The 26745-nt window shown below is 62.4% G+C and carries 30 protein-coding genes and 1 tRNA gene; 19 read left to right on the top strand and 12 right to left on the bottom strand.

The annotated features are described in order from the left end of the window. Window positions 1-973: 973 nt before the first annotated feature. Both JT360_RS30650 and JT360_RS30655 read right to left on the bottom strand, forming a co-directional pair. Window positions 974-1636, bottom strand: a complete 663-nt coding sequence (locus tag JT360_RS30650) for a hypothetical protein (protein WP_214476798.1) — start codon at window positions 1634-1636, stop codon at window positions 974-976. Between the two features lie 364 nt (window positions 1637-2000). Beyond that, window positions 2001-2090, bottom strand: a tRNA-Ser gene (locus JT360_RS30655). Window positions 2091-2457: 367 nt separating this feature from the next. Here JT360_RS30655 and JT360_RS30660 point away from each other — a divergent pair. The 4 genes from JT360_RS30660 to JT360_RS30675 all read left to right on the top strand — a co-directional run bounded on the left by JT360_RS30660 (window position 2458) and on the right by JT360_RS30675 (window position 5549). Next, window positions 2458-3192: a hypothetical protein gene (locus JT360_RS30660; RefSeq protein ID WP_250889187.1), complete on the top strand. Its 735-nt coding sequence runs from the start codon at window positions 2458-2460 to the stop codon at window positions 3190-3192. Window positions 3193-3322: 130 nt separating this feature from the next. Then, a complete protein-coding gene (locus JT360_RS30665; RefSeq protein ID WP_214476802.1) occupies window positions 3323-3646 on the top strand; it encodes a hypothetical protein in 324 nt (107 codons plus the stop codon). A gap of 38 nt (window positions 3647-3684) precedes the next feature. Then, entirely contained in the window at window positions 3685-4347 is a 663-nt protein-coding gene (gene msrA, locus JT360_RS30670; RefSeq protein ID WP_214476805.1) for a peptide-methionine (S)-S-oxide reductase MsrA, read from the top strand. Window positions 4348-4559: 212 nt separating this feature from the next. After that, window positions 4560-5549 (top strand): BMP family lipoprotein, encoded by a 990-nt coding sequence (locus JT360_RS30675; RefSeq protein WP_214476807.1) that lies wholly within the window; start codon window positions 4560-4562, stop codon window positions 5547-5549. A 122-nt stretch (window positions 5550-5671) separates the two neighbouring features. Here JT360_RS30675 and JT360_RS30680 read toward each other — a convergent pair whose 3' ends face one another. Next, window positions 5672-6088, bottom strand: coding sequence for a hypothetical protein (locus JT360_RS30680; RefSeq protein ID WP_214476810.1), 417 nt, complete (start codon window positions 6086-6088; stop codon window positions 5672-5674). Window positions 6089-6111: 23 nt separating this feature from the next. Then, complete coding sequence (locus JT360_RS30685; RefSeq protein ID WP_214476812.1) at window positions 6112-6321, bottom strand: SlyX family protein; 210 nt, start codon at window positions 6319-6321, stop codon at window positions 6112-6114. A gap of 214 nt (window positions 6322-6535) precedes the next feature. On the opposite strand from JT360_RS30685, the gene JT360_RS30690 reads away from it, so the two are divergent. From JT360_RS30690 to deoA, 6 genes are all read left to right on the top strand, one after another. Next, window positions 6536-8068, top strand: coding sequence for an ABC transporter ATP-binding protein (locus tag JT360_RS30690; protein ID WP_214476814.1), 1533 nt, complete (start codon window positions 6536-6538; stop codon window positions 8066-8068). After that, window positions 8065-9204: an ABC transporter permease gene (locus JT360_RS30695; protein WP_214476816.1), complete on the top strand. Its 1140-nt coding sequence runs from the start codon at window positions 8065-8067 to the stop codon at window positions 9202-9204. The genes JT360_RS30690 and JT360_RS30695 overlap by 4 nt, the downstream gene beginning before the upstream one ends. 1 nt (window position 9205) lies before the next feature. Further along, window positions 9206-10177 carry an ABC transporter permease gene (locus JT360_RS30700; RefSeq protein WP_214476818.1) on the top strand — a complete coding sequence of 324 codons (972 nt, stop codon included), beginning with the start codon at window positions 9206-9208 and terminating at the stop codon, window positions 10175-10177. 66 nt (window positions 10178-10243) lie between these two features. Continuing rightward, window positions 10244-10636, top strand: a complete 393-nt coding sequence (gene cdd / locus JT360_RS30705; RefSeq protein WP_214476820.1) for a cytidine deaminase — start codon at window positions 10244-10246, stop codon at window positions 10634-10636. 33 nt (window positions 10637-10669) lie between these two features. Further along, on the top strand, window positions 10670-11479 hold the full coding sequence (locus JT360_RS30710) for a purine-nucleoside phosphorylase (protein ID WP_214476822.1): 810 nt from the start codon (window positions 10670-10672) through the stop codon (window positions 11477-11479). Then, window positions 11479-12798, top strand: a complete 1320-nt coding sequence (gene deoA, locus JT360_RS30715) for a thymidine phosphorylase (RefSeq protein ID WP_214476824.1) — start codon at window positions 11479-11481, stop codon at window positions 12796-12798. The genes JT360_RS30710 and deoA overlap by 1 nt, the downstream gene beginning before the upstream one ends. Before the next feature lie 15 nt (window positions 12799-12813). On the opposite strand, the gene JT360_RS30720 is transcribed toward deoA, so the two are convergent. The 3 genes from JT360_RS30720 to JT360_RS30730 form a co-directional block, all read right to left on the bottom strand. After that, complete coding sequence (locus JT360_RS30720) at window positions 12814-13383, bottom strand: TIGR02281 family clan AA aspartic protease (RefSeq protein ID WP_214476826.1); 570 nt, start codon at window positions 13381-13383, stop codon at window positions 12814-12816. 122 nt (window positions 13384-13505) lie between these two features. Next, entirely contained in the window at window positions 13506-14135 is a 630-nt protein-coding gene (gene upp / locus JT360_RS30725; RefSeq protein WP_015315749.1) for a uracil phosphoribosyltransferase, read from the bottom strand. Window positions 14136-14256: 121 nt separating this feature from the next. Further along, a complete protein-coding gene (locus JT360_RS30730) occupies window positions 14257-15231 on the bottom strand; it encodes an adenosine deaminase (RefSeq protein ID WP_214476828.1) in 975 nt (324 codons plus the stop codon). Between the two features lie 134 nt (window positions 15232-15365). On the opposite strand from JT360_RS30730, the gene ubiE reads away from it, so the two are divergent. The 5 genes from ubiE to JT360_RS30755 all read left to right on the top strand — a co-directional run bounded on the left by ubiE (window position 15366) and on the right by JT360_RS30755 (window position 20542). Further along, window positions 15366-16142, top strand: a complete 777-nt coding sequence (ubiE, locus tag JT360_RS30735) for a bifunctional demethylmenaquinone methyltransferase/2-methoxy-6-polyprenyl-1,4-benzoquinol methylase UbiE (RefSeq protein WP_214476831.1) — start codon at window positions 15366-15368, stop codon at window positions 16140-16142. Window positions 16143-16212: 70 nt separating this feature from the next. Further along, window positions 16213-17787, top strand: coding sequence for a 2-polyprenylphenol 6-hydroxylase (ubiB, locus tag JT360_RS30740; RefSeq protein WP_214476833.1), 1575 nt, complete (start codon window positions 16213-16215; stop codon window positions 17785-17787). A gap of 92 nt (window positions 17788-17879) precedes the next feature. Then, a complete protein-coding gene (gene coaBC, locus JT360_RS30745) occupies window positions 17880-19349 on the top strand; it encodes a bifunctional phosphopantothenoylcysteine decarboxylase/phosphopantothenate--cysteine ligase CoaBC (protein ID WP_214476835.1) in 1470 nt (489 codons plus the stop codon). Between the two features lie 251 nt (window positions 19350-19600). Continuing rightward, window positions 19601-20179: a TetR/AcrR family transcriptional regulator gene (locus JT360_RS30750; protein WP_214476837.1), complete on the top strand. Its 579-nt coding sequence runs from the start codon at window positions 19601-19603 to the stop codon at window positions 20177-20179. A gap of 66 nt (window positions 20180-20245) precedes the next feature. After that, window positions 20246-20542, top strand: a complete 297-nt coding sequence (locus JT360_RS30755; RefSeq protein ID WP_214476839.1) for a putative quinol monooxygenase — start codon at window positions 20246-20248, stop codon at window positions 20540-20542. A 117-nt stretch (window positions 20543-20659) separates the two neighbouring features. On the opposite strand, the gene JT360_RS30760 is transcribed toward JT360_RS30755, so the two are convergent. Together JT360_RS30760 and JT360_RS30765 are read right to left on the bottom strand one after the other, a co-directional pair. Further along, complete coding sequence (locus JT360_RS30760; protein ID WP_352128813.1) at window positions 20660-21214, bottom strand: invasion associated locus B family protein; 555 nt, start codon at window positions 21212-21214, stop codon at window positions 20660-20662. Window positions 21215-21240: 26 nt separating this feature from the next. Beyond that, window positions 21241-21714 carry a hypothetical protein gene (locus JT360_RS30765; RefSeq protein ID WP_250889188.1) on the bottom strand — a complete coding sequence of 158 codons (474 nt, stop codon included), beginning with the start codon at window positions 21712-21714 and terminating at the stop codon, window positions 21241-21243. On the opposite strand from JT360_RS30765, the gene JT360_RS30770 reads away from it, so the two are divergent. Both JT360_RS30770 and JT360_RS30775 read left to right on the top strand, forming a co-directional pair. Continuing rightward, a complete protein-coding gene (locus tag JT360_RS30770) occupies window positions 21696-21998 on the top strand; it encodes a hypothetical protein (RefSeq protein ID WP_214476842.1) in 303 nt (100 codons plus the stop codon). The genes JT360_RS30765 and JT360_RS30770 overlap by 19 nt on opposite strands. Before the next feature lie 127 nt (window positions 21999-22125). Then, complete coding sequence (locus JT360_RS30775; protein ID WP_214476843.1) at window positions 22126-22623, top strand: NUDIX hydrolase; 498 nt, start codon at window positions 22126-22128, stop codon at window positions 22621-22623. Between the two features lie 213 nt (window positions 22624-22836). On the opposite strand, the gene JT360_RS30780 is transcribed toward JT360_RS30775, so the two are convergent. Both JT360_RS30780 and JT360_RS30785 read right to left on the bottom strand, forming a co-directional pair. Continuing rightward, window positions 22837-23937, bottom strand: a complete 1101-nt coding sequence (locus JT360_RS30780) for an OmpA family protein (protein WP_250889189.1) — start codon at window positions 23935-23937, stop codon at window positions 22837-22839. A gap of 64 nt (window positions 23938-24001) precedes the next feature. Continuing rightward, window positions 24002-24535: a GNAT family N-acetyltransferase gene (locus tag JT360_RS30785; RefSeq protein WP_214476845.1), complete on the bottom strand. Its 534-nt coding sequence runs from the start codon at window positions 24533-24535 to the stop codon at window positions 24002-24004. 210 nt (window positions 24536-24745) lie between these two features. On the opposite strand from JT360_RS30785, the gene JT360_RS30790 reads away from it, so the two are divergent. After that, complete coding sequence (locus tag JT360_RS30790; RefSeq protein ID WP_250889190.1) at window positions 24746-25156, top strand: DUF2214 family protein; 411 nt, start codon at window positions 24746-24748, stop codon at window positions 25154-25156. Between the two features lie 37 nt (window positions 25157-25193). On the opposite strand, the gene nth is transcribed toward JT360_RS30790, so the two are convergent. Continuing rightward, complete coding sequence (gene nth / locus JT360_RS30795) at window positions 25194-25997, bottom strand: endonuclease III (RefSeq protein WP_214476847.1); 804 nt, start codon at window positions 25995-25997, stop codon at window positions 25194-25196. Window positions 25998-26019: 22 nt separating this feature from the next. Here nth and JT360_RS30800 point away from each other — a divergent pair, with 22 nt between their 5' ends. Beyond that, window positions 26020-26514, top strand: a complete 495-nt coding sequence (locus JT360_RS30800; RefSeq protein WP_214476848.1) for a DUF2244 domain-containing protein — start codon at window positions 26020-26022, stop codon at window positions 26512-26514. Window positions 26515-26745: the final 231 nt, after the last annotated feature.

Consider the following 26745-nt stretch of genomic DNA (forward strand, 5'->3'; position numbering starts at 1 on the left):
CGCTGGGGGCGCCGGCGCCTAGCGCCCAGCCCGGAACAGAGGGGGGCGCAGAGGAGCTGGCGGTGACGGGATCGAGGCGAATCATGGTTTTGGAGGGTAAATCGGCCGTGCGCTTTGCGCCATGATTTTCGCGCCAAAGCGCACAGCCTGTCGGCGCGACAAAACGAACGATAATGTTGCATTATCGTTCGCCCCAAGAAATACTGAAGAGAATTCGTTGTACACTCGTACAACCGAATTCATCTTACTGGCTACGCGGCAAATTCCATGCGCCTGTCGCGTTTCACGGCAAATCTTTCTTTTATTAACCTGAGCAACCCTGTACCGTTACCAATAGTGGGTCGGAAGTGCTGGAATGCTGAATCGGGCGTTACGGGCCGACGTAGATACGCAAACGCCGTTTGGCTGAGGAATGGGGGGAACATGACGGACAGCTCGCAAACGCGGTTCGAACAAGGTACCCTGCCATGCGCAGCAGGAATGGACTGCTCCTAGAAACACCAGCAGGAGGGTAGTCAGCCGCAAAGGCAGTCGTGACCCTCTGCCTTCGGAGGACATCGGCCAGACTCTTCCTCAAAATGGAATTTCGACTATTTAAGCCGCGCTCCGTCGATAGCAAAAGAACGCCTCGTCGATAGTGGGTGTTGCGATGTAGCGGTCTTCCGACTCGAACCCCCAGATATGCGCGTCGGTCGAGTTTGCACCACCGCGAACCCCGGCTCGCACATCTTTGAAGAGCAGGCGCAATTCGGCTGAAGGCGCCAGACAGAAAGGGTCGAAATGTAGTTCCGTCCACCAGCAGCGGGCTGGCGCTTGGCGCGATCGTGGGCGACCTCCTATCTCGTCCAATTCGACCGAAAAGGGAACTGGCACAAGACTGGTTCCTTGCTGAAGACGTCGTTGACCTTGGTTTTGACGACTGATGACATCGGCATGCGCATCCGACAACGCGCTCCGGGCGCTGGAGCCTGCATCAAGGCGTTTTTGCAGGAAACGCGTTTGCGGTGAGCTCAAGCAGGCGGTGCACGTTGCCCAGCAGCTGAATGGTCGCGACTATGCTCGCATCCTGCGGGAAAGGCACTACGCTGTCTGCCGTCCAGTTCTCCTCGCTACCGGCTGCTTGTCTAATCAGGAGGATATCGAGGCTCGCAAAGCCGGGCCTTGCCGCTCGATCTTCCCAGCCCTTGATCTGAACGGGGAGTTTCGCGTCGACATCACCATCTTCGTTCTTGGCGTCCCAAACGACAGCCTGGTCCGTCATGTTCGAGGGTTTGGTTTTGGACGCGACCGCAATGTCCTTCACGAAGATCGCCCGCCTATTCCAGTTCACTATTCTGATAACAAGCGTGTTTTTGTCTCTCAAATGTTCGATGACGTCGAGGGTTGGATCTTCGTCGCCGATCACGAATCTCGTTTGCTTTTTGGCCTCGCGCCACTGTCCTATCAAATAGGGCAAGCTTGCCGCTGCTGCGACGAATGCTGCCCAGCCGGACAAAGCTCCAACCCAATCTCGGCCCCGGTCCCAGGTCAGATTGTATTCAAGGCTTGCGATCAGCCAAGTTTGGCTTGTGATCGCCAAAGTCACAGCAACTCCAATTGCGACCCCAATCAACAACCAGCATTCGCGCATCAGCATCGTGTCCCCCTTCGGAAAGTGCGGCAGCATAACATGTCGCAAGGCATGGTACCCGCATGAGCGAAGAGGCGATTAAGCAATTCATCGAAGACGCGCGCGCGGTGTCGATCGAGGCGGCCGCAAAGGATTTACAGAACAGCGCTACACAGAAAGGCCAGATTCACCCCAGCCTAGTAGTCGCTCATCGCCTTTGCCAGAATTGTGATCTCGATGGGTCCAAGATATCGTCTTATGATGGGAATGGCGCCCCGGCCGGATGTCTCATGCCGTCGCAAGCTGCCTAAATCAATAGCATCCTGCATGATGGGCTCTTTGGCGGGTAAGTTCTGAAATTCACTATAAGTTGTTGATTTTTTTGATGATATGGCGGAGAGAGCGGGATTCGAACCCGCGTTACGGTTTCCCGTAAACACACTTTCCAGGCGTGCGCCTTCAACCACTCGGCCACCTCTCCGTCCTTGCCTTCGCGCCGGCCGGTTTCGCCGCGCGGGTTGGGGAGATGCATCTCCTTTGGGGCTGATGCGGAATTTCCGCACCCTGGACACCGCCCAACCAGCGAATATCCTCCCCCGCACCTGAGCCGTCAAAGCAACAGGCGCGGGGCTCATCTAGTCGATCCCGCGCCGAATGCCAAGCCATAACGGCAGTCTATTCGCTTTGCCGGCCGTACAGCGTTTCGCGACGCCGCCGTCGCACCCGTTTTCAGGGCACCGGCGCCCCGAATGATGTGCACAGGCAAGGCAGCGAGGCCGGCCGTGCTTGACTTCGCTGCCGGCCACCTGTCGAGTAAGTCGAGGCTTTGCGGGGGGCATTGTCCGGACATGACATCAGGCAGTGAAAAACCGGACGGTGGAATGCCGGGCTCGGCGCAGCCGCCAGCCGGGCGCCCGGCCAGCGACCTGTCTTATGTCCCGGTGGGCTGGCTCATCTTCGTCATGGCGTGGTCGGTCTATGGCCTGGCGTCGGCCTGGTGGCTGGTCGGAAATTCAGGCCTGCCGGACAAGATCTTCTATTTCCTCTTCGGCGGGCTCGTCGCCAATGTCATCACCATCCTGTGGGGGCTGTACCTGCTCGGCCTCGCCTTCGGCCGCTCAGCGCGTTTCCCCCGCCATTTCACCATCTGGCAGATCGCCACCATCGTCTGGCTGCTGGCAAGGCAGGCCTATGTGCTTGCGGTGCCGGATTTCGTCTTCTCCGCCAGGAGCCTGAGCATCACCGCCATCGAGATCGGCATCGGCCTGCTTTGCATCTACCTGCTGCGCCGTGGCTCCGGCGCCGAGACCGTCTATGCCAAACCGGAAAGCGAAGCGCCGCCGGTCTTCGTCTCGATTGCCGCCGCCTTGCTCGGTATCATCCTTGGCGCCGCCGTCGGTGCGGTGGGCGGCTTCCTTGCCGGTTCGGTGATCGCCGATGTCGCCGAGATAAGCTGCTTCGAGGGTGGCTGCGGCTATTTCGCCGCCTTCATCGGCCTGGCCGGTTTGGTGGTCGGCGCCATTATCGGCGGCATTGTCGCCGTCTGGCTCGTCCACCGGCGCAGGCGTAGGCCGGTGACATAGCGAGAGAAAGCGCGAGCCTTCAAATTCGCGTATCGCGGTTGCGGGCAAGCCACGCGCACTCTATTTCTCGTTTCGGGAGACGTGCCGGAGGAGCCTGGAAAGCGTCTAGGATCGGCCGGGGGAGAGCTTGATGTTTCGCTTCGTTTTTCGTCTTGCCGCCATGGTCGCGCTGTCGGTTTCCGTCATCATGGCGGTGCTCGACACGACGCGCACGATAGCGGCTTCGGCCCTTGTGCTGACCCCGCTCAATGCAAGCTGGCTGGCGGTCTCGCCGGACACGCGGGCGGCCTTCGAAACCTTCGTCCGCGCCAAGGCCGGTCCGATGCTGTGGGATGGCGCCATCGCCTGGGTGCTCAATCAGCCGGGTTTTGCCGTCTTCGCGGTGCTGGCCCTCCTGCTTTACGCCATCGGCTACAGGCGGCAGCGGCGCAAAGGGCAATTCGCCGCCAACTGATCCACTTCTTGCATCCTGCCAGGGAGGAAAGACCGCGCATGTTCTTTCTCAGCGACATGCTGAACAAGAAGCTCAACCTGCCGAAGCCGTCCGAGGCGTTGCCGGGCCGCGCCCGCGCGATCCCGACCGCGCCCAGGCACTTCGTTTCGAAACGGCCGCTCAAGGGCCCCCACCCCGACGGGCTCGAGACGGCGATGTTCGGGCTCGGCTGTTTCTGGGGCGCCGAGCGCCTGTTCTGGCAGATCGAAGGCGTCTGGATCACGGCCGTCGGCTATGCCGGCGGCATCACGCCCAACCCGACCTATCAGGAAACCCGCACCGGCCTCACCGGCCATGCCGAGGTGGTGCTGGTCGTCTTCGACCCCAGGATCGTCTCCTATGCCGAGCTTCTGCAGCTGTTCTGGGAAGGCCACGATCCGACGCAAGGCATGCGCCAGGGCAACGATATCGGCACCACCTACCGCTCCGCGATCTATACATCAGGCGACGCGCAACACCAGGCGGCGAGCGCCTCGCGTGATATCTATGGGACTTCGCTGCGGGCCGCCGGCCACGGCAGGATCACCACCGAGATCGCGCCGGGGCGCGCCTTCTATTTCGCCGAGGCCGATCACCAGCAATATCTGGCGAAGAACCCCTACGGCTATTGCAACCTCAAAGGCACGGGCATTGCCTGCGCCATGCCGGCCGTCACCTCCTGAGGGCTTCCGCGCAAGGATCGGACTGCGGCGCGGCTTGCCCGTGGCACGCTTTTCCAAAAGGTCAAAATTCCGCGTGAATTTTGTTTCGGGCCGTGCCAGATTGCCCATGAGCGGGAGGGGAATACACTCCTGGCTGACGTCGCTTGGCTGCCGGTGAACCGGGCAGGCAGGCGGTGCGTAACGGAAAAAATAACCGACAGGGTGTGGATCACATGAAACGTATCGTTCTCGGCCTCCTGGCCGCAACCGCAATGGTTCTTCCGGCTTTCGCCGCGGATGTGCAGCCGGCCATCCTCTATGATCTGGGCGGCAAGTTCGACAAATCCTTCAACGAAGCAGCCTTCCACGGCGCCGAGAAGTTCAAGACCGAGACCGGTGTCCCTTATGTCGAGTTCGAGGTGTCCAACGCCTCGCAACGCGAGCAGGCGCTGCGCCGCTTCGCCGAGGATGGCCACAACCCGATCGTCATGGCCGGCTTCGCCTGGGAGGATGCGCTGAAGAAGATCGCGGCCGAATATCCTGACCTCAACTTCGCCATCATCGACGATGCCGTCGACCTGCCCAATGTGCGCTCGCTGGTATTCAAGGAGAACGAAGGTTCCTACCTCGTCGGCATCATGGCGGCGATGGCATCGAAGTCGAAGAAGGTCAGCTTCGTCGGCGGCATGGACATCCCGCTGATCCGCAAGTTCGAATGCGGCTATGTCGGCGGCGCCAAGTCGGCCGGTGCCACCGACGTCATCCAGAACATGACCGGTGACACGCCGGCTGCCTGGAACGACCCGGCCAAGGGCGGTGAAATCGCCAAGACGCAGATCGACCAGGGCTCCGACGTGGTCTACGCGGCCGCCGGCGGCACCGGCGTCGGCGTGCTGCAGGCGGCGGCTGATGCCGGCAAGCTCGGCATCGGCGTCGATTCCAACCAGAATGGCCTGCAGCCCGGCAAGGTGCTGACCTCGATGATGAAGCGCGTCGACGTTGCCGTCTACACCGCCTTCATGGACGGCAAGAACGGCACCTTCAAGGGCGGCCTGCAAAATCTCGGCCTCAAGGAAGGCGGCGTCGACTATGCCATGGACGACAACAACAAGGCGCTGGTAACCCCTGAGATGAAAGCCGCCGTCGAAAAGGCCAAGGCCGACATCATCTCCGGCAAGATCGAGGTGCACGACTATACCGCCGACAACGCCTGCCCGTATTGATCGGTAAGCACTAGGTTTCGAACCGCCGGGCGCAAGTCCGGCGGTTTTGTTTTTGAGGGCCGGAGGTCGGGCAGGCCAGTCGCATGGGACAGCGCCAGCGCCCTGTGAGATTGTCCTGGAGGTCAGGGCAGAAGCGCACCGCCCATCGACCAAACCCCCACGAGATAGCCGAGGGCAAAGACCGCGATCAGCACAATGGCGATGACCGCACCGCGCCGGCCGCCAAGCGAATGCACACCGACGCCGTAAGGCCGGCGCTCCAGCTTGCGGATCACCGCCGAAGGTTTCGCCCCATCATGGTCAGGCGGGCGCATCTGCGGCAGTTCGGCGATGCGTTGCGAGATCAGCCGCCAGCGATTGTCGCCGCCGGAAGGTTCAGCGCGGTCAAAGACATGCATGCGCTCGGCAAGCCGCACCACCGCATCGCGGAAAGCAGGATCGATCTCGAGATCACGTTCTGCCCGTTCGCGGTCCTTGTCGTTCATCAGGCCGAGCACATAGTCGCCGGCCCTTGCGATGCGGTCGCTCTCGCTGGCCATGCCTTGCGCGCCCTCCCCTTTCCTCACCAGTGCGGCGGCTTGGTCACGGGCACATCGGGGGCGGCCTGCTCCTCCAGTGCCAGGAAGCGTTCGGTCAGGGCATCGAGCTTGCGCTGTATGCGCTCGATCACCGTCCATTGCTCGGCGATCTGGCCTGACAGTTCCTCGATGGTCTTCTCCTGCTCGGCGGCGCGGATTTCCAGCGTCGTCAGCCGGTCGTCTGGCATGGTCATTCGCAATCCCTGATCCTGCACCGCAATGCCTTGCATCGTGATGCGAGTTTCGACGTCGCCATATTAGCGAATGTGACAGCGTCGGCCACGTTCGAAATTGACAAGCGCGCAGGGATTTGTCGAGAGTGGGCGCTGCTCCGGCTGATTGGCATGGGCGGAGCGTCATGCTAGGCATTTTGACCAAGCGATAAAAAATAAGAGTGGGACAGGCTGCATGGCGCAAGCCGCAATCGAACTGATCGGCATCAACAAGAGTTTTGGCGCCGTGCGCGCCAACCGCGACATCAATCTGGAGATCGCGCGCGGCACCATCCACGGCATCGTTGGCGAGAACGGCGCCGGCAAGTCGACGCTGATGTCGATCCTTTACGGCTTCTACCAGGCCGACAGCGGCGAGATCCGCGTCGCCGGCAAGCCGGCATCGATCAAGACGCCCAACGACGCGATCGCGCTCGGTATCGGCATGGTGCACCAGCATTTCATGCTGGTCGACAATTTCTCGGTGCTCGAGAACGTCATCCTCGGCGCCGAAACCGATGCGCTCTTGAAGAAGAGCATCGCCAAGGCGCGCTCCGAGCTGGAGCGGCTGGAGCGTGAATACGGGCTCGAGGTCGATCCTGACGCCATCATCGAGGAACTGCCGGTCGGGCTGCAGCAGCGCGTCGAAATCCTCAAGGCGCTCTATCGCGGTGCCGAAATCCTGATCCTTGACGAGCCGACCGGCGTGCTCACACCAGCCGAGGCCGACCACCTGTTCCGCATCCTCAAGCAGTTGAAGGAACAGGGAAAGACGGTGGTGCTGATCACCCACAAGCTGCGCGAGATCATGGCCATCACCGACACCGTATCGGTGATGCGCCAGGGCACGATGGTGGCGACCAGGGAAACCAGGAAAACCACCGTCGGGGAACTCGCCGAATTGATGGTCGGGCGGCGTGTGCTGCTCAGGGTCGAGAAGGGCGAGGCGGAAGCCGGCGCCGTCAAGCTCGCGGTCAAGAACCTGACGGTCAAGGATTCCCGTGGCGTCACCATGGTCGACGACATCTCCTTCGATTTGCGCGCCGGCGAGATCGTCGGCATTGCCGGTGTCGCCGGCAACGGGCAATCCGAGCTGCTCGAGGCGATTTCCGGCATCAGGCACGCCGTTTCCGGTTCGGTCATGCTGGACGGCAAGCCGATCGATCTCACCGGCAAAGCCGATCCAGGCGAATTGCGCGACCGCGGGCTCGCCCACGTGCCGGAAGACCGCCATCATGTCGGGCTGGTGCTGGCCTTCGAGGAAAACGAGAATTCCATCCTCGGCTACCATGACGACCCACGCTATCTGAAAGGGCCGTTCCTCAACGTCGACGCCATCATGGCCGACGCCAAGGACAAGATCGAGAAATACGATATCCGTCCCGGCAATCCGCGGCTGAAGACCGCCAATTTTTCCGGCGGCAACCAGCAGAAGATCGTGCTCGCGCGCGAGATGGAACAGGACCCCGGTGTGCTGATCGTCGGCCAGCCGACGCGCGGCGTCGATGTCGGCGCCATCGAATTCATCCACAAGCGGCTGATCGCCATGCGAGATCAGGGCAAGGCCGTGCTGGTGGTGTCGGTCGAGCTCGACGAGATCCGCTCGCTCTCCGACCGCATCCTGGTGATGTTTGCCGGCCGCATCGTCGGCGAGCGCGGCCCGGAGGCGACCGAAGGTGAGCTCGGCCTGCTGATGGCTGGCGTCGAGCGCCAGGAGGCGGCGGAATGAGCACGCCTTACGCCAAATTGCCGGCCTGGGCCGACTATGGACTGATCCCGCTGATCAATCTGTCGGTGGCCTTCATCGTCGCCGGCTTCGTCGTGCTGCTGGTCGGCGAAAATCCCTTCCGCGCCGCCGTCATCCTGGTCGAGGGCGCCTTCGGCAAGGGAACAGGTATCGCCTTTACCCTCTTCTATGCCACCACCTTCATATTCACCGGGCTTTCGGTGGCGGTGGCGGCGCATTGCGGCCTGTTCAACATCGGCACCGAGGGGCAGGCCTACATCGCCGGCCTCGGCATTGCCATCGTCTGCCTTTCCTTCGACAGCGTGCTGCCCTGGTGGCTGACATTTCCGCTGGCCATCGTCGCTTCGGCGCTTGTGGGCGCTTTGTGGGCGCTGATCCCCGCCTATTTGCAGGCCAGGCGTGGCTCGCACATCGTCATCACCACCATCATGTTCAACTTCATCGCCGCCTCGATCATGGTCTACCTGCTGGTCGGCCCCCTGAAGCCGGCGGCCTCGCAGGCACCGCAGACGCGCAACTTTCTGGCGGGCGCGGAATTGCCGAAGCTCAACTGGATCATCGAGCTGTTCGGCGCCAAGATCCGCTCGGCGCCGCTCAACGTCACCTTCCTGCTGGCGCTGGCCATGGCCTTCCTGGTCTGGCTGCTGATCTGGCGCACCAAGCTCGGCTACGAGATGCGCACCTATGGCCACAGTCCGAAAGCGGCGCGCTATGCCGGCATCTCGGAAACCCGCATCATCATCACCGCCATGATGATTTCGGGTGCGCTTGCCGGGATGATGGCGCTCAACCCGGTTATGGGCGACCAGCACAATGTCGCTATCGACTTCGTTTCCGGCGCCGGCTTCGTCGGCATCGCCGTGGCGCTGATGGGGCGCCTGCACCCGGTCGGCATCGTGCTGGCGGCGATCCTGTTCGGCATGCTCTATCAGGGCGGCGCCGAACTGGCCTTCGAAATGCCGGCGATCAGCCGCGACATGATCGTCATCATCCAAGGGTTGGTGATCCTGTTCGCCGGTGCGCTCGAACACATGTTCAGGCCTTACATCCAGGCGCTTTTCGCCTCGTTCAGTCCGAGGTCGGTCGGCATGGAAGCGGTCAAGGGAAAGGGCGCCTGAGATGGATGTCTTTATCGCCATCGTACAGATACTCGACTCGACCATCCGCCTGTCGGTGCCGCTGCTGCTGGCCTGCCTGGCCGGCCTTTATTCAGAGCGCGCCGGCATCTTCGACATTGGGCTCGAGGGCAAGATGCTGGTCGGCGCTTTCGCGGGCGCCGCCGCGGCTTCCGTCTTCCATTCGGCCCTTCTCGGTCTCGGCATGGCCATCCTGATCTCGGTTGCGTTCGCGATGGTGCACGGCTTTGCCTCCATCACCCATCGCGGCAACCAGATCGTTTCGGGCGTCGCGATCAACTTCATCGCCGCCGGCTCGACCATCATCCTCGGCCAGGCCTGGTTCCAGCAAGGCGGACGCACGCCGGCGCTGCAGCCGGGCGAGCGGTTCGACGCGATTGTCTGGCCCGGCGCCGAGGCGGTCAGGGACGTGCCGATCATCGGGCCGATCTATGCGGAATTGATCTCCGGCCACTCGATCCTGGTCTATCTCGCTTTCCTGATGGTGCCGTTCACCTGGTGGGTGCTGTTTCGCACCCGTTTCGGCCTCAGGCTGCGCGCCGTCGGCGAAAACCCGGCCGCCGTCGACACCGCCGGCATTTCGGTCGCCTGGCTGCGTTACCGGGCGCTGATCTGCACCGGCATCCTCACCGGCGTCGCCGGTGCCTATCTGTCGATGGTGCAGAATGGCGGCTTCGTGAAGGACATGACCGCCGGCAAGGGCTACATTGCGCTGGCAGCACTGATCTTTGCCAAATGGAAGCCGGTCAACGCCATGTTCGCCTGCCTTCTGTTCGGCTTTCTCGACGCGGCGGCAATCCGCCTGCAAGGCTCGCCGCTGCCGCTCATCGGCAAGGTGCCGGTGCAGTTCATGCAGGCGCTGCCCTATATCCTCACCGTCATCCTGCTAGCCGGCTTCATCGGCAAGGCAATCCCGCCGCGCGCCGGCGGCGTGCCCTATGTCAAGGAACGCTGAGAGCTCGGCTGCTCGGTGCGAGGCAAGCGCCGGATTTGGACACGATCATCGGAGAGAACAACCAGGATGTCGCATGATCTGTTCGAGGCAGCGAAGGCCGCGATGGCCAAGGCCTATGCGCCCTACTCGAAATTTCCGGTGGGCGCCGCCTTGCGCACCGAGGACGGACGCGTCTTCACCGGCGCCAACATCGAGGTCGCCTCCTATCCCGAAGGCTGGTGCGCCGAGACCACCGCGCTGGGCCACTACATCATGGCTGGCGGCGGCAAGATCGTCGAAATAGCCGTCCTTGCCGAACGCATGGCCAAATGCTCGCCTTGCGGCGGCTGCCGTCAGCGCCTGGCCGAGTTTTGCCGCCCGGAAACCAAACTCTACCTCTGCGACAATACGGGCGTGGTCGAGACCGTGACCATGGGCGACATGCTGCCCTACGGCTTCCGCGGCGACATCCTCAAATGAAGAATTGGCTGAAATGAAGAGCAGGCAGCAGCGATGACCGAGAAGGCGGTGGACCATCTCATCGAAAGGCTGGACGGCCTGGCGCCGTCGACAGCACTGGTGCTGGGTTCGGGCCTTGGCGGCCTGGTCGACCGGATCGAGCACCCGATCCGCGTCTCCTATGCCAACCTGCCGGGTTTTCCCAGGAGCGGCGTCAGCGGCCATGCCGGCGAAGTGGTGGCTGGACTGTTTGCCGGTACTCCGGTGCTGATGCTGTCCGGCCGCGCCCATTATTATGAACATGGCGACGCGGCGGCGATGCGGCCGGTACTGGAAGTGCTCGCCGGCATCGGCATCACGAAACTGATCCTCACCAACGCCGCCGGCTCGGTCGATCCCGACATGCCGCCGGGCTCGGTCATGCTGATCACGGACCACATCAACTTTTCCGGCACCAATCCGCTGATCGGCGAGCCGAGCGACCGCCGCTTCGTCGGCCTGACCGAAGCCTATGATGCCGGCATCCGCAAGGCGATCGAACGCGCGGCGAAGGCGACCGGCACCAAGCTGCATAAAGGCGTCTATATGTGGTTTTCCGGCCCGTGTTTCGAAACGCCGGCCGAAATCCGCATGGCGCGCATCATGGGCGCCAATGCCGTCGGCATGTCGACCGTTCCCGAAGTCATTCTCGCCCGCTTCCTTGGCCTGCGCGTCGCCGCCTGCTCGGTCGTCACCAATCTGGCGGCCGGCATGACCGGAGCCGAGCTTTCGCACCAGGAGACCAAGGACATGGCGCCGGTTGGCGGCTCGCGGCTGGCAACGGTCCTGCAGCGCCTGTTCCGCGACGGGCTGTTGGAGAGCTGATGCTTCCTCAGGAAATCATCCGCCACAAGCGAGACGGCCAGAAGCTGTCGGCTGGTCAAATCGCTGCGTTCATCGACGGCGTGACCTCGGGTGCCGTCACCGATGGCCAGGTCGCAGCCTTTGCCATGGCGGTGTTCTTCAACGGCATGAGCCGCGACGAGGCCGTGGCAATGACGCTGGCCATGCGCGATTCCGGCGACGTGCTCGACTGGTCGGATCTGCCCGGCCCCGTCACTGACAAGCATTCCACAGGCGGCGTCGGCGACAATGTCTCGCTGATGCTGGCGCCAATCGTCGCCGCCTGCGGCGCCTATGTGCCGATGATCTCCGGCCGCGGCCTCGGCCATACCGGCGGCACGCTGGACAAGATGGATGCGATCCCCGGCTATGCCAGCCAGCCCGACATCGCGCTGTTTCGCCAGGCGGTGCTCGAAACGGGTTGCGCCATCATCGGCCAGACCGCCGATCTCGCCCCGGCCGACCGCCGGCTCTATGCGATCCGTGACGTCACCGGAACGGTGGAATCGGTGCCGCTGATCACCGCCTCGATCCTCTCGAAGAAACTGGCCGCCGGCCTGGGCTCGCTGGTGCTGGACGTCAAGGTCGGCAACGGCGCCTTCATGGAGAAGTCGCGCGACGCGACCGCACTCGCCAGCAGCCTCGTTGAGGTCGCCAGCGGTGCCGGATTGAAGGTCTCGGCCTTGATCACCGGCATGAACGAGCCGCTGGCCTCGGCCGCGGGCAATGCCGTCGAGGTGCGCAACGCCGTCGATTTCCTGACCGGCCGTCTGCGTGACCGGCGGCTGGAGGATGTGACGCTGGCGCTGGCCGCCGAAATGCTGCAGTCGGCGGGACTGGTCTCGTCCAACCAGGATGGCATGCGGCGCGCCACCGAGGCTCTTGCCAGCGGCCGCGCCGCCGCCACCTTCGCGCGCATGGTGACCGTGCTCGGCGGCCCCGCCGATTTCATCGAGAAACCGGAAAAATATCTGGCCGGGGCGGCAACCGAATTCGCGGTCAAGGCGACGACGAACGGTTTCGTCTCCGGCATCGCCACCCGCGACATTGGCCTCGCGGTCGTTGGCCTGGGCGGCGGGCGCACCCGGCCTGACGACAAGATCGACCCCGCCGTCGGCATCACCAGGCTGCTGCCGATAGGCGCGGAAGTACGCGCTGGAGATGCTCTGGCGCTAATCCACGCCCGCTCACCCTCCGATGCAGAGGCGGCCGCCGCCGCGGTGCTTTCGGCCTATGCCATCGGAGCCTCGAAGCCGCCGGCGGATAAAACCGTCATCCGGCGGATCCTGCCGCGCGGCTGAACGGACCGGCCTTGCTTATTGGGCGAGCAGCAGCGTGCCGTTTTCGGCCTGAAATTTGTCGAGCCGATTGAGGAAGCTCATGCCGATCAAATTGGTGCCCAGCGCCTTGTCGTCGAGCACGATGGCTTGCACGTCGTCGATGCTGATGCTGCCGATCTGCAGGCGGTCGATCATCACCACGGCCGCTTTGATCGAGCCGTTGGCTGTGTTGACTTCGTGGCTGAAGTCGGACGGGTTGAGCGACAGCCCGATCCTGCGCGCCGTTGACGTATTGACCGCGACCAGCGTGGCGCCGGTGTCGATCATGCCATCGACCTGACGGCCATTGAGCTTGAAGATCGACGAGAAGTGTCCTCGTGCGTCCGCATTGACGACGACCTTGCGGCCGGTCGGCAGCGGTGTCGCCGGCTTGGCGGGAACGGATGCCAGGTTGACGTTTGGCTGAGGCTGGACCACGGCGCCGGGCCTGGCCGCCACCGCCGTTTTCAGCAAATTTTCGAAGACCTGCGGATTCGACTGGTAGACAACCGGAATCGATGCCGATGCACCGGCAAAAACGCTGAGGATGAGAAGCTTGCGCAGCATGGATCATGCCTTGGTTACAGGTGATCCTTTAGCACCCGATCGTGTTTGCCGCTTTAACGCACGCCGAAACCATGTCTTTGCGTAAACGCCTGGTAAATCGTACCAGGCAACTTTGCCTGGTACTACTTCGTCCCGTACATACGGTCGCCGGCATCACCGAGCCCCGGCATGATGTAGCCCTTCTCGTTGAGCTGGCGGTCGATGGAGGCCGTGAAGACCGGAACGTCCGGGTGCGCCTTGGTGAAGCGCTCGATGCCTTCGGGCGCCGCCAGCAGGCACAGGAAGCGGATGTTGGTGGCGCCGCGCTCTTTCAATTTGTCGATCGCCGCGATCGCCGAATTGGCTGTCGCCAGCATCGGGTCGACAACGATCACCAGCCGGTCGGCGAGATCGCTCGGCGCCTTGAAGAAATATTCGACCGCTTCCAGCGTTTCGTGATCGCGGTAGAGGCCGACATGGGCGACGCGGGCTGCCGGCACCAAGTCGAGCAGGCCTTCCAGCAAGCCGTTGCCGGCGCGCAGTACCGAGGCGAAGACCAGCTTCTTGCCCTCCAGCGTCGGCGCTTCCATGGTCTCCATCGGCGTTTCGATCGTCGTCGTCGTCAGTTCAAGATTCCGGGTGACCTCGTAGCCGAGCAGCAGCGATATCTCGCGCAGCAGCCGCCGGAAACCCGCCGTGGAGGTCTCCTTCTTGCGCATGATGGTCAGCTTGTGCTGGACAAGCGGATGATCGACGACGGTGACGCCCTTCATGATGTTCTCCTGATGCGTGTCGCCCGATGCGCGCACGCGCTTCAGGCAGTCGAGAGACCCTAGCGACTATGCGCCGGCCAAGGAACCGCTTGGCTCCACCGGACCACAGATTTCGCGGAAATCAGCGTGCCGCCCCGTTCAGCCGGGCAAGAAGTGCGGTCTTTGTCTTCCTGTCGACGAAAGCAGCCTCGATGGCCGTACGGGTGACGTTTGCCAACGCCTTCTCGTTCATCGCAAAATGCTCGGCGGCGATATCGTATTCGCGCTTCAGCGAGGTCCAGAAATAGGGCGGGTCGTCGGAGTTGAGCGTCACCTTGCAGCCGGCCGCCTTGAGCGCCGGAAACGGATGGTCGGCAAAACTGTCGAACACCTTGAGCGCGATGTTGGAACCGGGGCAGCATTCCAGCACGACGCCCTCGTCGGCGATGCGCCGGACAAGGTCCGGATTCTCGATCGCGCGCACGCCGTGGCCGATGCGGGAGGGGCGGATGTGGTCAAGTGCCGCCTTGACGGTCTGCCAACCCGTCAGCTCGCCGGCATGGACGGTGATGCCGAGCCCGGCCTCGCGGGCGATCTCGAAAGCCCTGACATAGTCTTCCATGTCTCCGATCCGCTCGTCGCCCGCGACCCCGAAGCCGGTGACCAGCGGATGCCCGCAGCGTGCCGCAAAACGCGCCGCCTGCTCGATTGATTCGACGCCGGCATGACGCACGCCGGTGACGATCATGCGGCCCTCGATACCGGTCTTGGCCTTGGCCCGGAGCATGCCTTCGCCGAGCGCGTCGGTATAGGCCTTGGGCGACAGCCCGGCTTTTGTCGCATGGTCCGGCGAGGTGAAGACCTCGGAATAGATTGCTCCGTCACGGGCAAGGCTGGTCAGATAGTGGTCGGCCAGCCGCGCATAATCCTCCTCGGTCCGGAACAAGTCGGAGGAGAAGTCATAAGCCGCGAGAAAGGAGCTGAAATCGTGCCAGATGAAGGAACCGTTCTGGATATAGGGGGAAGTGTCCTTGCCGTATTTCTGCGCCTGGCGGATGACGAGTTCTGGCGCCGCTGCCCCTTCAATGTGGCAGTGCAGTTCCGCTTTCAAAGGCATTCAAACATCCCGTCGGTCAGTCCAGGTCTTGAAAACCCACCACCTGGAAGCGCGGCTGAACACCGCGCCTTAAACAATAGCGCCCGCACCATCGATCGGCTATGGTCCCGCCGGTTTTATGGCGGATCAAAAAAATGTCAGTTGAGAGAACCACGGCCGCGGGCGGCATGGAAACCTCCTATGGTTTCAAGCGTGTAGGGGAAGGCGAGAAGCAGTCCCTGGTCAACGATGTTTTCCACAAGGTCGCCAATCGCTACGACCTGATGAACGACCTGATGTCGGGCGGCCTGCACCGGCTGTGGAAGGATGCCATGGTCACCTGGCTCAACCCTCCCAAGCGTGCGGGATGGAAGGTCCTGGATGTGGCCGGCGGCACCGGCGACATCGCGTTCCGCATCGTCGACGCCAGCCACGGCCATGCTCACGCCACCGTGCTCGACATAAACGGCTCGATGCTCGCCGTCGGCCGCGACAGGGCGCAGAAAAAGGGCCTGTCCGGCAACACCGATTTCGTTGAAGCCAATGCCGAGGAGCTGCCCTTCGCCGACGCCACATTCGACGCCTACACGATCGCTTTCGGCATTCGCAACGTGCCGCGCATCGCTGTCGCTCTCGGCGAAGCTTTCCGCGTGCTGAAGCCTGGCGGCCGGTTCCTGTGCCTGGAATTTTCCGAGGTCGAGATGCCGCTGCTCGACAAGGCGTACGAAGCCTGGGCGTTCAACGCCATTCCCAAGATCGGCAAGATGGTCACCGGCGACGGCGAGCCCTATTCCTATCTGGTCGAATCGATCGCGAAATTTCCCAACCAGGCAAACTTTGCTTCCATGATCACCCGCGCGGGCTTCGACCGCGTTTCCTTCCGCAACTATTCCGGCGGCATCGCGGCACTGCATTCGGGCTGGAAGCTTTGAGGCTCGACCGCTTTTCCCACTCTCGATGCGGCCTGCGCTGGTTCGATAAACCGGCGGAACGGGCGCAGTCATGAGTACGCTCAGTGCAGGATTTCGGCTCATGCGGGCCGGCTGGGTGCTGGTGCGCGAGGGCGTTGTCGCCGCCTTGCCGGGCGAGGAGTTGTCCGGCTTGCCGAAATTCGGCTGGCGGCTGGCGAGGCTGTTCACCCGCCGCCGCGCGCTGGCCTATCAGCGCAGCGACCGGCTGGCCAAGGCGGTGGTCCGGCTCGGCCCGTCCTATGTCAAGCTTGGCCAGTTCCTGGCGACACGGCCCGACGTCGTCGGCAACGACATGGCGCTCGATCTCGCCATGCTTCAGGACAACATGCACACCTTTCCGAAGGCCGACGCGATCGCGGCCATCGAAGCCTCGCTCGGGCGCAAGGTCGGCGATCTCTACGTGCAATTCGGCGATCCGGTCGCCGCCGCCTCCATCGCCCAGGTCCATGCCGCCGAAACCATCCATGACGGCGCCGCCACCAGGGTCGCGGTCAAGGTGATCCGGCCCGGCGTGCGCCGCCGCTTCTTCCATGACCTCGAAAGCTATTTCCTCGCCGCCCGCCTGCAGGAAAAATACATCCCCTCATCGCGCCGGCTCCGGCCTGTCCAGGTGACCGAGACTCTGGCCCAGACCACCAGGATCGAGATGGACCTGCGCCTCGAGGCGGCGGCACTCTCGGAACTTGGCGAAAGCACCAGGAATGATCCCGGTTTTCGCGTGCCATCCGTCGACTGGGAGCGCACCGGCCGCGACGTGCTGACCATGGAGTGGGTCGACGGCGTCAAGATGAACAACATCGCAGGCCTTGAAGCGGCCGGCCACGACCTCAAGACGATCGCCGCCAACCTCATCCAGTCGTTCCTGCGCCATACACTGCGCGACGGCTTCTTCCACGCCGACATGCATCCGGGAAATTTGTTCGTCGAGGCAAACGGCACCATCGTCGCCGTCGATCTCGGCATCGCCGGCCGGCTCGGCAAGAAGGAGCGCCGCTTCCTCGCCGAAATTCTCTACGGCTTCATCATGCGCGACTATCTGCGCGTTGCCGAAGTCCATTTCGAGGCGGGCTACGTTCCGCGCCAGCACAATGTCTCCGCCTTCGCGCAAGCGATCCGCGCCATCGGCGAGCCGATCCATGGCCAGCCGGCCGAGACCATTTCGATGGCCAAGCTTCTGACGCTGCTGTTCGAGGTGACCGAACTGTTCGACATGGCGACAAGGCCTGAACTGATCCTGCTGCAGAAGACCATGGTGGTGGTCGAAGGCGTCGCGCGTACGCTCGATCCGGGCTTCAACATGTGGAAGACGGCCGAACCGGTGGTCAGCGGCTGGATAGCGGGCAACCTCGGCCCGCGTGGCATGCTGGCCGATGCGCGCGACAGCGGCAAGGCGATGCTGGCGCTGCTTCGCCAGGTGCCTGAGCTTGCGGTGCGCACAGAGCGGCTGTCGCGCGAGATCGACCTGATGGCCGAGCATGGGCTGCGCTTCGACGAGACAACCGCCCACGCCATCGGCAAGGCCGAGGCGCGCTACAGCCGCTCCGGCCGCGTGGCGCTGTGGGTGATCGCGCTGACCCTGGTCTATATCGCCTGGAAGATTCTTTAGCCCCAACTATCGGGTCTTGGTCCCATAACTTGCGGGGACTTGATTGCATTGCTATCATTGCAATCGGACAACGTGGGGCAGAGTGCAATCAGATGGCAAGCATCACGATCCGCAACCTTGACGGTGAGATCAAGGAGCTGCTGCGCCGGCTGGCGGCGGAAAATAGCCGTTCGATGGAGGAGCAGGCGCGGGTGATGATCCGGGCCGCGGTCCACAGTCAGCTCGAGCCCGGCCGTATCGATCAGATCGAAAATACCCTCCGCGAACTGACCAGCGCCCACGGCGCGGCAACTGCGGCTGCCTCCCCGGCGGGCAAGGTCTTGCCGCGCGGCGCGCTCTCCGGCAAGCGCATCCTGCTCATCGTCGGTGGCGGCATCGCCGCCTACAAGGCGCTGGACCTGATCCGCCGGCTGCGCGAGCGCGGTGCCGCGGTGCGGGTCGTCATGACATCGGCGGCGCAGGAATTCGTCACCACACTTTCTGTCGGCGCGCTTTCCGCTGACCACGTCTTCACCGAATTGTTCGACCGCAATGACGAGCACGATGTCGGCCACATCAGGCTATCGCGTGAGGCCGACCTTTTGGTGGTGGCGCCCGCGACCGCCGACCTGATGGCCAAGTTTGCCAACGGCCATGCCAACGATCTTGCCTCGACAGTGCTCATCGCCACCGACAAGCGGGTGCTGATGGCGCCGGCCATGAATCCCAGGATGTGGACACATCCTGCCACACGCCGCAATCGCGCGACATTGGGCAAGGATGGCATTGCCTTCGTCGGGCCGGCCAAAGGCGAGATGGCCGAAAGCAATGAGGCCGGCGAAGGCCGCATGGCCGAACCACTGGAGATCGTCGCCGCGATCGAGGCGCTGCTCGATGTCGGCCCCAAGCCGCTGGCCGGGCGCAAGATCATTGTCACCTCCGGTCCGACACATGAGCCGATCGACCCGGTGCGCTACATCGCCAACCGGTCATCCGGCAAGCAGGGCCACGCCATCGCCGCGGCATTGGCAAATCTTGGCGCCGATGTACGCCTCGTCTCCGGTCCTGTGAGCATCGCCGACCCGGCCGGCGTGAAGACCGTCCATGTCGAGCGTGCGCAGGAGATGCGCGATGCGGTCGAACAGCTTCTGCCCGCCGACGCGGCGGTGTTCGTCGCCGCCGTCGCCGACTGGCGCAGCGAGAACTCGGCCGGTGAAAAAATCAAGAAGGTGGCGGGCGAAGGACCGCCGGTGCTGCGCATGGTCGAGAACCCCGACATCCTTGCCAGCGTCGGCCATCACAAGCAGCGCCCCGGCCTGGTGGTGGGTTTCGCCGCCGAGACGCAGGATCTCTTGCGCAACGCCGAAGCCAAGCTCGGAAAGAAAGGCGCCGATTTCATCGTCGCCAACGATGTGTCGCACGAGAGCGGCATCGGCCCTTCAGGCGTCATGGGCGGTGATCGCAACCAGGTGCGGATCGTGTCGAAGGCCGGCGTCGAGGAATGGCCCGAGATGACCAAGGACGAGGTGGCGGTGCGGCTCGCCGCTCTCATCGCCGAGCGGCTGAAAACGATAGTCGTTTAAGGAGCGCCGGCGGTAGACAGGCTATCACCAGCGTTCGGTTGCCTGCGAGCGCACTAAGAGCCTGGCTCGAAACTCTGGATTTTCGTGGAATGGGTTGAGTGGCTCCGTCCGCTGTGATTGGCTTGAGTTGTCTGGACTTGAGCGGGATCACGAAATGGGTTGGGCCAGTGTCGGCCGCCATAATGAGCGGCGATCCCTTCTTCGAAAACATTTTCTTGACTCTAAGGTACAGAATCGTGTTTTAGTTTGTCATGGGAAGACACAAGGAATTTGATCCGCAAGATGCCGTGGCAAGCGCCTCTTTGTTGTTTTGGCGAAAGGGCTACCGCGCCACGACGCCGAACGAATTGGTGGCGGAACTTGGCGTCGGAAAAGGCAGTTTGTACAACGTCTTCTCAAGCAAGCATGCGCTATTCGAACAATCGCTTCGGCACTACGGCGACGCTCGGATTGTTGGCTTAAAATCTGTGCTCGCCGGCCCTGGACCGGTGAAAGTCAGGTTGCAGGCCGCCCTTGAGCGAATTGCGTCGATAGACGATGCGGAAAAGCGGCGCCGCGGCTGCATGGCGGTCAATACCGCTACGGAGCTCGGCGCCGAGGATGATCCGGCTGCGGCGATCGCGCGAAGCGTTTTCGAGCGAATGGAGCATGCTCTCCTGGTAGTTGTCGAAGAAGGGCAGCAAAGTGGAGAACTGTCTAAAAACCTCGATGCAGGCGAGATCGCGAGTTTGCTTCTCATCTCCATTATGGGGATGAGCGTTAGCGCGCGGGCAGCCGACGACGCCGCGCGAATTCAAAAAGCCATAAGAGCACTGCTGCTACTTATTTAGCCCACGAGCTTGAGCAATGATTCAGGCTGCGCAATTTTGTACCCATAGGTCAAGAAAGGACTGTCGATGGTGAAGCTCGGATTTCTTGTGCGTTTAGAAGTGAAAGAGGGCAGAGCAGAAGAACTGGAAGCCCGGTTCAAGCACGCCCAGTCGATAATCGAGGGCGAGGCGGGCACGACCGCATGGTTCGCAGTAAGGGTCGGGCCCACCAGTTACGTCGTGTTCGACGTATTCCCGGACGAGGCCAGCAGGCAGGCCCACTTCGAAGTCGGAGCGCCAGGGCTCGAACGGCTGAACGACCTTCTGGTGGAGCCGGCGTCGATCGCCAAGACGGTCGTCGTTGCTGCAAAACTTCCTGGGTAAGGCCTGAGCCCTCCGCGCGTCGATATTGGAAGTGCGCGATGCCTGATGTTTCCGATCCTATACAGAGGATTTATGTTGTGAGACAGCTATCCAGCCTGGGTTTTCGTCCTAAAGCCGTCAGTTGGACAAGAGCTCCGCCGTGCGGGCCAGCGCGCCGCCGAAGCCGTTGAGCGGAATGGAAAAGCTCACGGCCTGCCCCGTATCCGCCGCGAACGCATCAATCTTGAGCGTCGTGCCTGACTTGAGTAGCGGCGTGACATTCGCGTCGAACGCCACTGGCACCAGGCAGCCGACGACCTGACAGGTGTTGAACTGCAGGCTGCCATCGAGCTTCTGGTCGTCGATGGTCAGGGTGACGCCTTTGGCGAGCGCCAGCCCAAACGGCAGGGCAAGGGTTCCGGTCGCATCGTCGCCGGTCTTGCTCGACAGCTCGATCGCCAGCAATCGCTGGTTGTTTTGCTTGTTGAACTGCTGGTGCGACAGGCTGCAGACCTTGTTTGTGCCCGATATCTGACAATTGACCGTCCAGTCGCCATGGGTTTCGGACAAGGCCGATGCACCACCGGGCAGTTGCGGCGCATCAGCAGCCGGCACCGGTGCCGCGACCGCCTTGTCGGCCTTCGTCTGCGCGGCCAGGGCCGGCAGACCGACAATGCAGGCCGCACCCAGCACTGCTGCGAAATACGCGTATTTCCTCATCAAGACTCTCCCGCCCGGCTCCGCCTCGAGCCAGCCTGGAAGCTGACCTTGAAAGACGCGCTGACTGCATTCTGTTTGACCGTTTCCCCGAAGGCGCCGTTATACCTGACGGACATGCCGGCGCCATTGACGCCATTCAACTCAAGGCCGGCGCCGACTCGATAGAGCGGCGAATCGACCGCCTCCGTCAAGTGCAATGCTGGATTGCCGGGCAGATTCTCCGCCGCCGCAAAGCGGCCTTCGATCTCCCACTCCTTATTCGAAAACTCCACCCCGGCCTTTCCGTAGACGCGCAGACTGGCGACGTCGCTGAGCGCAATGTCGGTGCCGATCTCCAGAGCCGGGGCTGCGGGATAGTAGGTGTCTGCGGTACCGTCGAAATTGAAGGCGACCATGGCATCGCCGCGTAAACGCCCTATATACCGGGAGTAGAATTTTTTCGCAGGAACGAGCGATGTCTGCGCTTCGATCATTGATCATATTTGCATCGGCCACGTTGGCCGTAGCCCTGCTGGCAGGTGTGCCCGTTTCCGCGCAGGTCGTCGATCCCGCTGCCAACCGCAACGCGCTGATCCAGCAGAACGATCTGCAGGCGTTGCAGAACCGGGTTCAGCGGCAGCAATTTCAGCAGCAGCAACAGCAGTATCGTGCGCAGGACCGTGTGATCGTCCAGCAGCCGCCGCCGGTCGTGCCGCAGGTCAGGCCGAGCTGTCAGACACTGGTAATCGGCAATACCCCTGTGAGCACCTGTCGCTGACAGGCGGACCACCCTTTTATTTAGCCGACTTACATGCTAGGGGCCTTCAGGTGCCCCTTCGGCAGTTTGGGTCTTGCAAGGGCGCCGTATCACGCTATGGGGCGCTGCACCGACTGGATTTTAACGAATGGCAGCCACCAAGAAAAAGGCCGTGCGCAAGGCCAAGAAAGGCGAAAGGATCCGCCAGGTGGCGGCGATCCCCTTTCGGTTGACGGCCGACGGCGATATCGAGGTGATGCTGGTCACGTCGAGAACGACAAAGCGCTTCATCGTCCCCAAGGGCTGGCCGATGAAGGGCAAGAGCGGGCGCAAGGCGGCGGCCATCGAGGCGCAGGAGGAGGCCGGCGTTCTTGGCAAGGCGCTGAGTGAGCCAGCGGGCACTTATTCCTATTGGAAACGGCTGACCAACCGCTTTGTCCGCGTCGACGTCATCGTCTACTTGCTTGAGGTGACCGAGGAATTGGCCAACTGGCAGGAAGCCAAGCGGCGGCAGCGGGCCTGGCTCGCGCCGGCCGACGCGGCCATGCTCATCGATGAACCGGATCTGTCGACGCTGGTTAAGACCCTGAAGCTTCCCGGGCCTGCGGCGGTCGACCAAGCACGGAACAATTCCGGAAAAGTGTGAGGCGGTTTCCGTCCGGAATTGCGTCGCCGGGCTGATTTGACTGTTTCAGAATTTCCGGGACTTCAGCTATCTCGATAGCGCTATTCGGAACTGGGCGGCAGCCGACACGATGATCCTCGACGCCTCGACGGTCCTGCTTGGCCCGGGCATCATGCCTGCAATAGAAAACGCCGATCTAGCTCGGAAGCTGCGCCGCAAGGCCAGCTAAAGCGCTCAGTTCAGCTTGACCAGAACCACGCGACGGTTCTTGGCTCGCCCGGTCTCGTCGTCGTTGCTTGCGACGGGCGCCATCATGCCGGCTCCGGCCGCTGTCAGCCGCGCACCATCGATGCCGTATTTCGCTACGAGCGCCGCCTTGACCGCTTGCGCGCGCCGCGACGACAGGTCGAGATTGTAGTCGAAGGCGCCTTGATTGTCGGTATGGCCGACGACAATCACCGCCATCTTTGGGTCATTGGCCAGCAGTGTCGAAATCTCCTTCAGTGTCGGCCCGGACTCCGGCTTGATGTCGGCCTTGTCGGTGTCGAAGAAGATGCCATAAAGCGAAATGCTGCCGGTGGCGGAGAGCGAATCCGCCATTTTTGCCGCCTTGACAACCACCATCTTCTTGTCGCGCGCCTTGGGCTCCAGCACCTGGACGACGGCAATGGTGCGGCCATTGAGCGCCTTGCAGTAGAGATCGTTGGTCAGGGAATAGGTCTGCACGGTGACATAGGCATCGCCGCCGTCCTGCGGCACCTTGGCTGAGAAATAGCGTTGGTCGTTGATGCCTGAAGCCAATGCGCAAGCGCCGTTGGAAAAAGCCGCGTCCTTGAGATCGCTCTCATGGAAGGAATACATCGTCAGGCTCATGTCGCCGCCGCCGCCGCTCGACGAACGGTCAGAGGCGCCGCCGCACTCCTCCTTCTTGCATTCGAACAGGACCTCGCCGCCGGCTGCCTTGATCACATCCTGATAGTTACGCAACACCTCGAGCGGCGAGCGCTCGGCCGGCAACACATAGGCAATACGGGTCAGGGCACCCTCCACCTCGGCTTTCTTGTCTGGCGCGAAAACCCGATTGTTCATCGTGTCGCGGGCGTTCGGATCGGCACTTGGCTTCAAGGGCGACAGCGGTACGCTGAAATCGGTGAAGGCAAGCTTTTGGTAGGAGACAATGAAGGAGCCTTCGTAGCGCTTGGCCAGTTGATTGTCGGCAGCGCCCTTGATGTCGGCGGTCGGCACCGTTGCGTCGGCTGCCGCAAGCCGCATCGCCAGCATGAGCACAAGCCCCGCCCAAAAGAATTTCATCACGGTTGTCTTGAATGCATGCATCGATCATCCCCTCGCTTGATGATCGATTCTTAGCAGAGCAGATATGTCCAGTCGATGACGCCGCTCAGCGCCGCCGCCCCAGCAGAATTGTCGGAGCATCGTGATAGAGGGTCCGCGTCACCTCCTTGTAGCCGCACTTCCTGGCGACGTTCAGCGAAGCCGTGTTTTCCGGATCGATGATGCAGACGGTCTTCGCGCGCCCGAATATCTCGTCGCCCCAGGCCAGCACACGGCCGACGATTTCGGTGGCGAGGCCTGCCCCATGCACGGCCGGCGCCAGCGCCCACCCCGCTTCGGGAATGCCTTCGATCGACGGTTCCATGTCGCGCTTCAGATCGTGGAACCCGGCCTCGCCGATGAAACGGCCGGTTGCTTTCTCCTCGATCGCCCAAAAACCGTAGCCGAGCAGCGACCACAGGCCGGCGTGACGCAGGAAGCGCATCCAGCTCTCCTCGCGTGTGCGCGGCTTGCCACCGATAAAGCGGGTAACGGTCGGGTCGGCCCACATCATGGCATAGGCGTCGAAATCATCCAGCCGGTGCGCCCTCAGAATGGTTCGCTCCGTCTCGATGACCGGAACGCCGTGTGGATTGTTCATGGGACCTGCCTCGCTGCTGTTGTTCGCGCTTAGCAAATCGCCCCCACGGTGCAAGAGCCAGCGCGTCGCGTGCCCATCATCCAAGGAAGTGACGCGCACATGCCCGTTATGGGAATTCCGTCCGACGGTGTTATTTTCCCGGCAGGCTGATTCAGGACATGGCGACGCGATCTTTTTCAGACGCGGCCATCAAACCCGGAGGGACGAGCATTGGACACGACCGACCTTGTGCTTGCCATTTTCCATCATCTGCTGGTGTTTTCCCTGGCAGGAATCATCGGCGCCGAATTCGTGCTGATCCGCGGCGACCTGCCCGCCGCCACGCTCAAGCGGCTTGCCGGCATCGACCGCCACTATGGCATCATCGCTACGCTGATCATCATCATCGGCATCGGCCGCGTCTTCTATGGCCTCAAGGGTTGGGAATTCTACGTCTACAACTGGGTGTTCTGGGCCAAGATTGCGTCGTTCGTGGTCGTCGGCCTGCTGTCGATCATCCCGACCGTGCGTTTCATTTCCTGGAACCGGCAAGCGAGTTCCACCCCCTCCTTTGCCGTGCCGGCGAGCGAGCTGGCCTCGGTGAAGACCTATATTCGCGCCGAAGCCTTCGTCTTCTGCTGATCCCGGTCTTCGCGGCTGCGATGGCGCGCGGTTACGGCTACTGATCGGCGACCACAGTCTCAAGAGGAGCGATCGGCACCAACGGCGCCGGAATGCTGGTGGTCTTCTCCTGCGCCTTGCAGATATCGGCGATGACGCAGGCCGGGCAATCCGGTTTGCGCGCCTTGCAGACGTAGCGGCCATGCAGGATCAGCCAGTGATGGGCATGGCGCATATATTCGTCCGGAACGATCTTCAACAGTGCCTGCTCGACCTCTTCCGGCGTCTTGCCGGGCGCCAGGCCAAGCCGGTTGCCGATACGGAAAATATGGGTGTCGACGGCCATCGTATGCTGGCCAAAGGCCATGTTGAGCACGACATTGGCGGTCTTGCGCCCGACTCCGGGCAGCTTGACCAGTTCGTCGCGGTCATCAGGCACTTCACCGCCATGATCGCGGATCAGCGCCTGCGACAGCGCGATGACGTTCTTGGCCTTGTTGCGCCACAGCCCGATGGTGCGGATGTACTTTCCTACCTCGGCCTCACCCAGCGCCAGCATCTTCTGCGGCGTGTCGGCAACTTTGAACAAAGCCCGCGTAGCCTTGTTGACGCCGGCATCCGTCGCTTGCGCCGAAAGCACCACTGCCACCAGCAGCGTGAAGGCATTGATATGTTCGAGTTCGCCCTTCGGCTCCGGTCGCTGGACCGAAAAGCGCCGAAAGATCTCGTGCACTTCGGCCGGGCTGTAGCGTGAAGAGCGCCGCACCGGCCGCGGGCGCGGCTTGGCATTCGGGCCGTCACGCCGTCCGGCCGGCAGCTGTTTTTTGGGCATGGAAGACTCTTTGGACTTGGGGGGTGCCATTCCCTTCCTATAATATCCGGTCATGAGCGACACAAACGCCTCATTCCAGGCCGACGAGCCATTCTTCCAGGCGCTGCTGACCCCGCACCGGTCCCTGGGCAGGACAGGCTTCTTCATCCTGATGGGGGCGCTGCTGTTCGGCTGGCTCGTGACAGGCGCGTTTTTCCTGTCACGCGGCGCTTGGCCGGTGTTCGGCTTCTTCGGCCTCGACGTGCTTGCTGTCTACATCGCCTTTCGCGCCAACTATCGGGCCGCCCGCGCCCGCGAGGAAGTATCGGTCTCACGCACCAGCCTCGACATTCGCAAGACCGCGCCTTCGGGAAAATCGGAAGCCCATCGCTTCAACCCGTTCTGGGCACGGTTTTCGGTCGCCCGTCACGCCGAGATCGGCATCACAGGGATGACGGTTGAGGGGCAAGGCCAGAACGTTGCGATCGGCGGCTTCCTCAATCCTGATGACCGCGAGAGTTTTGCGACCGCCTTTTCGCGGGCCCTGGCAACGGCCAAGGCGCGCTAGAGCAATTCCAGGAAAAGGTGTGAACGGTTTTCCGCCCGGAATTGCGTCAAAACAAAGAGTTAGAGCAGTTCGCCGTTTCCGTGAAACGGTGAACTGCTCTAGGTCAAGCCCGCAGCCAGATGCAGCACGATCGCGCCGGGATTTCTCGAGCGTCTTTGCCCTGATCGCCAGGCCGATGCCGAAGTTTTCGCCCCCTTGTGGCCCTTGCCGCGAGGGTTGAAGTTCCTTTTT

This window comes from Mesorhizobium sp. dw_380, assembly GCF_018588885.1.
Taxonomy (GTDB): Bacteria; Pseudomonadota; Alphaproteobacteria; order Rhizobiales; family Rhizobiaceae; genus Mesorhizobium.

What these genes read in the sequence shown, in the direction of transcription:
- JT360_RS30650 (WP_214476798.1), bottom strand. Translation starts at nt 1,636, where the DNA reads ATGCTGATGCGCGAATGCTGGTTGTTGATTGGGGTCGCAATTGGAGTT.
- JT360_RS30660 (WP_250889187.1), top strand. Translation starts at nt 2,458, where the DNA reads ATGACATCAGGCAGTGAAAAACCGGACGGTGGAATGCCGGGCTCGGCG.
- JT360_RS30665 (WP_214476802.1), top strand. Translation starts at nt 3,323, where the DNA reads ATGTTTCGCTTCGTTTTTCGTCTTGCCGCCATGGTCGCGCTGTCGGTT.
- msrA (WP_214476805.1), top strand. Translation starts at nt 3,685, where the DNA reads ATGTTCTTTCTCAGCGACATGCTGAACAAGAAGCTCAACCTGCCGAAG.
- JT360_RS30675 (WP_214476807.1), top strand. Translation starts at nt 4,560, where the DNA reads ATGAAACGTATCGTTCTCGGCCTCCTGGCCGCAACCGCAATGGTTCTT.
- JT360_RS30680 (WP_214476810.1), bottom strand. Translation starts at nt 6,088, where the DNA reads ATGGCCAGCGAGAGCGACCGCATCGCAAGGGCCGGCGACTATGTGCTC.
- JT360_RS30685 (WP_214476812.1), bottom strand. Translation starts at nt 6,321, where the DNA reads ATGACCATGCCAGACGACCGGCTGACGACGCTGGAAATCCGCGCCGCC.
- JT360_RS30690 (WP_214476814.1), top strand. Translation starts at nt 6,536, where the DNA reads ATGGCGCAAGCCGCAATCGAACTGATCGGCATCAACAAGAGTTTTGGC.
- JT360_RS30695 (WP_214476816.1), top strand. Translation starts at nt 8,065, where the DNA reads ATGAGCACGCCTTACGCCAAATTGCCGGCCTGGGCCGACTATGGACTG.
- JT360_RS30700 (WP_214476818.1), top strand. Translation starts at nt 9,206, where the DNA reads ATGGATGTCTTTATCGCCATCGTACAGATACTCGACTCGACCATCCGC.
- cdd (WP_214476820.1), top strand. Translation starts at nt 10,244, where the DNA reads ATGTCGCATGATCTGTTCGAGGCAGCGAAGGCCGCGATGGCCAAGGCC.
- JT360_RS30710 (WP_214476822.1), top strand. Translation starts at nt 10,670, where the DNA reads ATGACCGAGAAGGCGGTGGACCATCTCATCGAAAGGCTGGACGGCCTG.
- deoA (WP_214476824.1), top strand. Translation starts at nt 11,479, where the DNA reads ATGCTTCCTCAGGAAATCATCCGCCACAAGCGAGACGGCCAGAAGCTG.
- JT360_RS30720 (WP_214476826.1), bottom strand. Translation starts at nt 13,383, where the DNA reads ATGCTGCGCAAGCTTCTCATCCTCAGCGTTTTTGCCGGTGCATCGGCA.
- upp (WP_015315749.1), bottom strand. Translation starts at nt 14,135, where the DNA reads ATGAAGGGCGTCACCGTCGTCGATCATCCGCTTGTCCAGCACAAGCTG.
- JT360_RS30730 (WP_214476828.1), bottom strand. Translation starts at nt 15,231, where the DNA reads ATGCCTTTGAAAGCGGAACTGCACTGCCACATTGAAGGGGCAGCGGCG.
- ubiE (WP_214476831.1), top strand. Translation starts at nt 15,366, where the DNA reads ATGTCAGTTGAGAGAACCACGGCCGCGGGCGGCATGGAAACCTCCTAT.
- ubiB (WP_214476833.1), top strand. Translation starts at nt 16,213, where the DNA reads ATGAGTACGCTCAGTGCAGGATTTCGGCTCATGCGGGCCGGCTGGGTG.
- coaBC (WP_214476835.1), top strand. Translation starts at nt 17,880, where the DNA reads ATGGCAAGCATCACGATCCGCAACCTTGACGGTGAGATCAAGGAGCTG.
- JT360_RS30750 (WP_214476837.1), top strand. Translation starts at nt 19,601, where the DNA reads ATGGGAAGACACAAGGAATTTGATCCGCAAGATGCCGTGGCAAGCGCC.
- JT360_RS30755 (WP_214476839.1), top strand. Translation starts at nt 20,246, where the DNA reads ATGGTGAAGCTCGGATTTCTTGTGCGTTTAGAAGTGAAAGAGGGCAGA.
- JT360_RS30770 (WP_214476842.1), top strand. Translation starts at nt 21,696, where the DNA reads ATGTCTGCGCTTCGATCATTGATCATATTTGCATCGGCCACGTTGGCC.
- JT360_RS30765 (WP_250889188.1), bottom strand. Translation starts at nt 21,714, where the DNA reads ATGATCGAAGCGCAGACATCGCTCGTTCCTGCGAAAAAATTCTACTCC.
- JT360_RS30775 (WP_214476843.1), top strand. Translation starts at nt 22,126, where the DNA reads ATGGCAGCCACCAAGAAAAAGGCCGTGCGCAAGGCCAAGAAAGGCGAA.
- JT360_RS30780 (WP_250889189.1), bottom strand. Translation starts at nt 23,937, where the DNA reads ATGCATGCATTCAAGACAACCGTGATGAAATTCTTTTGGGCGGGGCTT.
- JT360_RS30785 (WP_214476845.1), bottom strand. Translation starts at nt 24,535, where the DNA reads ATGAACAATCCACACGGCGTTCCGGTCATCGAGACGGAGCGAACCATT.
- nth (WP_214476847.1), bottom strand. Translation starts at nt 25,997, where the DNA reads ATGGCACCCCCCAAGTCCAAAGAGTCTTCCATGCCCAAAAAACAGCTG.
- JT360_RS30800 (WP_214476848.1), top strand. Translation starts at nt 26,020, where the DNA reads ATGAGCGACACAAACGCCTCATTCCAGGCCGACGAGCCATTCTTCCAG.